Source organism: Actinotalea ferrariae, assembly GCF_019733465.1.
In the GTDB taxonomy this organism is placed as follows: domain Bacteria; phylum Actinomycetota; class Actinomycetes; order Actinomycetales; family Cellulomonadaceae; genus Actinotalea; species Actinotalea ferrariae_A.
This window is the reverse complement of the sequence record NZ_JACVQL010000211.1, coordinates 1-4,192: the sequence shown is the minus strand read 5'-3', so window position 1 is coordinate 4,192 and position 4,192 is coordinate 1. Positions and strand designations below refer to the sequence as shown.

5 protein-coding genes and 1 riboswitch are annotated in these 4,192 nt (G+C 73.2%); all 5 genes read left to right on the top strand.

What is annotated here, in order from left to right; genetic code table 11:
* Positions 1–569 (top strand): TetR/AcrR family transcriptional regulator (locus tag ICW40_RS15740; RefSeq protein WP_221654963.1); only part of this gene is annotated, 569 nt, incomplete at its 5' end.
* A gap of 73 nt (positions 570–642) precedes the next feature.
* Positions 643–1,146: a GNAT family N-acetyltransferase gene (locus tag ICW40_RS15735; RefSeq protein WP_221654962.1), complete on the top strand. Its 504-nt coding sequence runs from the start codon at positions 643–645 to the stop codon at positions 1,144–1,146.
* 40 nt (positions 1,147–1,186) lie between these two features.
* Positions 1,187–1,273, top strand: a riboswitch (ZMP/ZTP riboswitch).
* Between the two features lie 71 nt (positions 1,274–1,344).
* Complete coding sequence (glyA, locus tag ICW40_RS15730) at positions 1,345–2,637, top strand: serine hydroxymethyltransferase (protein WP_221654961.1); 1,293 nt, start codon at positions 1,345–1,347, stop codon at positions 2,635–2,637.
* Positions 2,634–3,518, top strand: a complete 885-nt coding sequence (locus ICW40_RS15725) for a bifunctional methylenetetrahydrofolate dehydrogenase/methenyltetrahydrofolate cyclohydrolase (RefSeq protein ID WP_221654960.1) — start codon at positions 2,634–2,636, stop codon at positions 3,516–3,518. Before glyA ends, ICW40_RS15725 begins: the two co-directional genes overlap by 4 nt.
* A 224-nt stretch (positions 3,519–3,742) precedes the next feature.
* The coding region (locus tag ICW40_RS15720) for a VOC family protein (RefSeq protein WP_221654959.1) at positions 3,743–4,192 on the top strand (450 nt) is incomplete at its 3' end.

Sequence of the window (4,192 nt, the reverse complement as noted above, 5' to 3'; positions counted from 1 at the left end):
CCGCGCCGGCGCTCTACCGGTACTTCGAGAGCCTGGACGACCTGCTCGAGGGGCTGTGCGCCGACCTGTTCGCCGAGGTCGCCGACGCAATCGGGGCCGCGCTGGACGATGCCGGCGAGGACCTGGCCGACCGGCTGCACGCCGCGGTGCGGTCCTTCCGGAGATGGGCGGTCGAGCACCCCGCCGAGTTCGGGCTCATGTTCGGCCGGAGCCACCACGAGCTGCACGACAGCGGCAAGGACGCCGACACGCTGCGGTTCGCGGCGCTCTTCTTCGAGCTCTTCCTCACCATGTGGCACCAGCAGCCGTTCGACGTGCCGAGCGAGGCCGAGCTCCCGCGCGCGGTGTGCGAGCAGCTCGTCTCGTTCGCCGGGATGCACGACGTCGAGGTCGATCCCGGTGCGCTCTGGGTGTTCGCACGCTCGTGGGTGCGCCTGTACGGCGTCATCTGCATGGAGGTGTTCGGCCAGATCGGCTTCATGTTCTCCGACGTCGAGCCGTACTTCGAGGCGGAGCTCGCCGCGGTCGCCTCGACGGTGGGCGTCCGGTACGTGCCGCCTGCCGGCTGAGCGGCTCGGGGCCCGCGTCTCGCCAGCGGAGCGTCGGTCGCCCGGGTCGCGGCCGCGATGGGACGATGGGCGCATGAGCACGCCCGAGGTGAGGATCGACGTCGTCGGCGACGAGGCGGCCGGGGAGCTGCTGACCGTGCGGCGAGCCGCGTTCGTCAGCGAGGCGCAGCTCTACGACGACCCGCACATCCCGCCGCTGACGCAGACGCTCGACGAGCTGCGGGCGGACCTTGCGGACCCCGACGTCGTGACGCTGGGCGCGTGGATCGGCCCGCGCCTCGTCGGCTCCATCCGCATCGGGCGCGAGGGCACGAAGGCGACGCTCGGCCGGCTCGCCGTCGCCCCGGACCTCCAGGGGCAGGGCATCGGCACGCAGCTCCTGCTCGCCGTGCCCGAGCGGCTCCCGGCGGACACCTCCGAGGTGTGGGTCTTCACGGGCCAGGACTCGGTGCAGAACCTCGCGATGTACACGAAGCACGGGTACGAGCACCAGTACGACCAGGCCGCGGGCGACCTCACGTACGCCTACCTGCGCAAGATCCTGGGCGACGACCCGGAGCCCGAGCCGTCCGACTGACCCCCTGGCCGTCCGACCGACCGGTCCGGCTTGCTACGCTGTGCCGCGTCGCGACTGGCGAAGAGGTGGGTCACCACCGGGGAGCGACGCAGCATCAGACTTCGGGTCGTACGCCTGGGCCCCCGGTCACCACACCGCGTGTGCGTGCCCGGACCGAGCCGGGGCCACCACCGCACCGCTGATGCCGAGGAGAGCCGCATGAGCTCCGACGTGACCCCCGACCACACGCTCGACCAGCCGCTGTCCGAGCTGGACCCCGAGATCGCCGCCGTCCTCGACGGCGAGCTCGCGCGGCAGCGCGGCACGCTCGAGATGATCGCGAGCGAGAACTTCGTGCCCCGCGCCGTCCTCCAGGCGCAGGGCTCCGTCCTGACGAACAAGTACGCCGAGGGGTACCCCGGTCGGCGCTACTACGGCGGCTGCGAGCAGGTCGACGTCGCCGAGTCGCTCGCGATCGCGCGCGCCAAGGCGCTCTTCGGCGCCGAGCACGCGAACGTCCAGCCGCACTCGGGCGCGACCGCCAACGCCGCCGTCATGCACGCGCTCGCCAACGCGGGGGACCGGCTCCTCGGCCTCGAGCTGGCGCACGGCGGCCACCTGACGCACGGCATGAAGATCAACTTCTCGGGCAAGCTGTACGACGTCGGCGCCTACGGGGTGGACCCCGAGACGTTCCTCGTGGACATGGACGTCGTGCGCGCCCGCGCCCTCGAGCACCGTCCCCACGTCATCGTCGCCGGCTGGTCCGCGTACCCGCGGCACCTGGACTTCGCCGCCTTCCGCGAGATCGCCGACGAGGTCGGCGCGCGCCTCTGGGTCGACATGGCGCACTTCGCGGGCCTCGTCGCGGCCGGGCTCCACCCGAGCCCCGTGCCGCACGCCGACGTCGTCTCCTCGACCGTCCACAAGACCATCGGCGGCCCCCGCTCGGGCTTCATCCTGGCGAAGGAGGAGCTCGGCAAGAAGATCGACTCCGCGGTCTTCCCCGGCCAGCAGGGCGGCCCGCTCATGCACGTGATCGCCGCCAAGGCCGTCTCGTTCAAGGTGGCCGGCACCGACGCCTTCCGCGAGCGCCAGGAGCGCACGCTCGAGGGCGCCCGCATCATCGCCGACCGGCTGTCGCAGCCCGACGTCGCCGCCGCGGGTGTCTCGGTGCTCACCGGCGGGACCGACGTGCACCTCGTGCTCGTCGACCTGCGCAGGTCCGAGCTCGACGGGCAGCAGGCGGAGGACCTCCTGCACGCCGCGGGCATCACCGTGAACCGGAACGCCGTGCCGTTCGACCCCCGCCCGCCCCGCGTCACGTCCGGCCTGCGGATCGGCACGCCCGCGCTCGCGACGCGCGGGTTCGGCGCGGAGGAGTTCACCGAGGTGGCGGACATCATCGCCACCGCGCTGGTGCAGGGGCAGGGCACCGACGTCGAGCAGCTCTCCGCGCGCGTCGCCCGCCTGACCGACGCGTTCCCGCTCTACCCCGGGCTCCAGCAGTGACGGCGCGCGTCCTCGACGGGACCGCGACCGCGGCGGCGATCAAGGCCGAGCTGACCGAGCGCGTCGCCGCCCTCGCGGCGCGCGGCGTGCGGCCCGGGCTCGGGACGCTGCTGGTCGGCGCCGACCCGGGCTCGACCTGGTACGTCAACGGCAAGCACAAGGACTGCGCCGAGGTGGGCATCGCCTCGATCCGCGAGGACCTGCCCGAGACGGCGACGCAGGACGAGATCGAGGCGGCTGTGCGCCGGCTCAACGACGACCCTGCGTGCACCGGGTTCATCGTGCAGCTGCCGCTGCCGAAGGGCGTCGACACCAACCGCGTGCTCGAGCTCGTCGACCCCGAGAAGGACGCCGACGGCCTGCACCCGACCAACCTCGGGCGGCTCGTGCTGCGCGTCAACGAGGACGTCACGTCCGCGCTGCCGTGCACGCCGCGGGGCATCATCGAGCTCCTCGTCCGGCACGGCGTCGAGCTGGCCGGCGCGCACGTCGTCGTCGTGGGGCGCGGCACGACGGTCGGTCGCTCGATCGGCCTGCTGCTCACGCGGCGCGCGGTCAACGCGACCGTCACCCTCACCCACACCGGCACGCGCGACCTGGCCGCGCTCACGCGCACGGCCGACGTCGTCGTCGCGGCGGCCGGGGTGCCGGGCATGATCACGGCCGACATGGTGAAGCCGGGCGCCGCGGTGATCGACGTCGGCGTCTCGCGCGTGGCGGACCCGGCGACGGGCAAGAGCCGCGTCGCGGGCGACGTCGCGCCGGGCGTCGCCGAGGTCGCGGCGTGGGTGTCGCCCAACCCGGGCGGCGTCGGCCCCATGACCCGCGCGATGCTCCTGGCCAACGTGGTGGACGCCGCGGAGTCGGCCCACCCGGCCTGACTCCCCGCCTCGTCCGCCGCCTCAGCCCTCACCCACCACCACCCACGCAGACCGGAGCGTTCCGGTGCCGACACGCGGGTGTGTCGCACGGAACCGCTCCGGTCTGCGGGGATGGGTGGGGGTGGGGGTGGGTGCGCGCCGAGTGGAGCCGCGGGGGCCGATGAGTTGTGGGGAGGGCGGGGGTCTGTCCTGGGGCCAGCACCCGCCGTTCTGAGGAGACCGTCATGGGAGACGTCCGACCGCACCTCTGGTTCAGCTCCGGCGCCGAGGAGGCCGCCGCCTTCTACGCCGCGACGATCAAGAACTCCTCGGTGACCCGCGTCATCGAGGCACTGCCCGGGACGCCAGGGGTCGAGGAGGGCGCGGCGTTCATCGTCGAGTTCGTGCTCGACGGCATGCCCGTGACCGCGATCAACGCGGGGCCGCAGTTCCGGCTCGACGAGGCGTTCTCGTTCTACCTCACCTGCGACACGCAGGCCGAGGTGGACCACTACTGGGGGGCGCTGACCGCCGACGGCGGCGAGCCGAGCCAGTGCGGGTGGCTGCGCGACCGCTGGGGCGTCTCGTGGCAGGTGGTGCCACGGCAGCTCGACGACATGATGACCCGGCCCGACAAGGACGGCGTCAACCGTGCGTTCCAGGCGATGCTCGGCATGCAGAAGCTCGACGTCGCG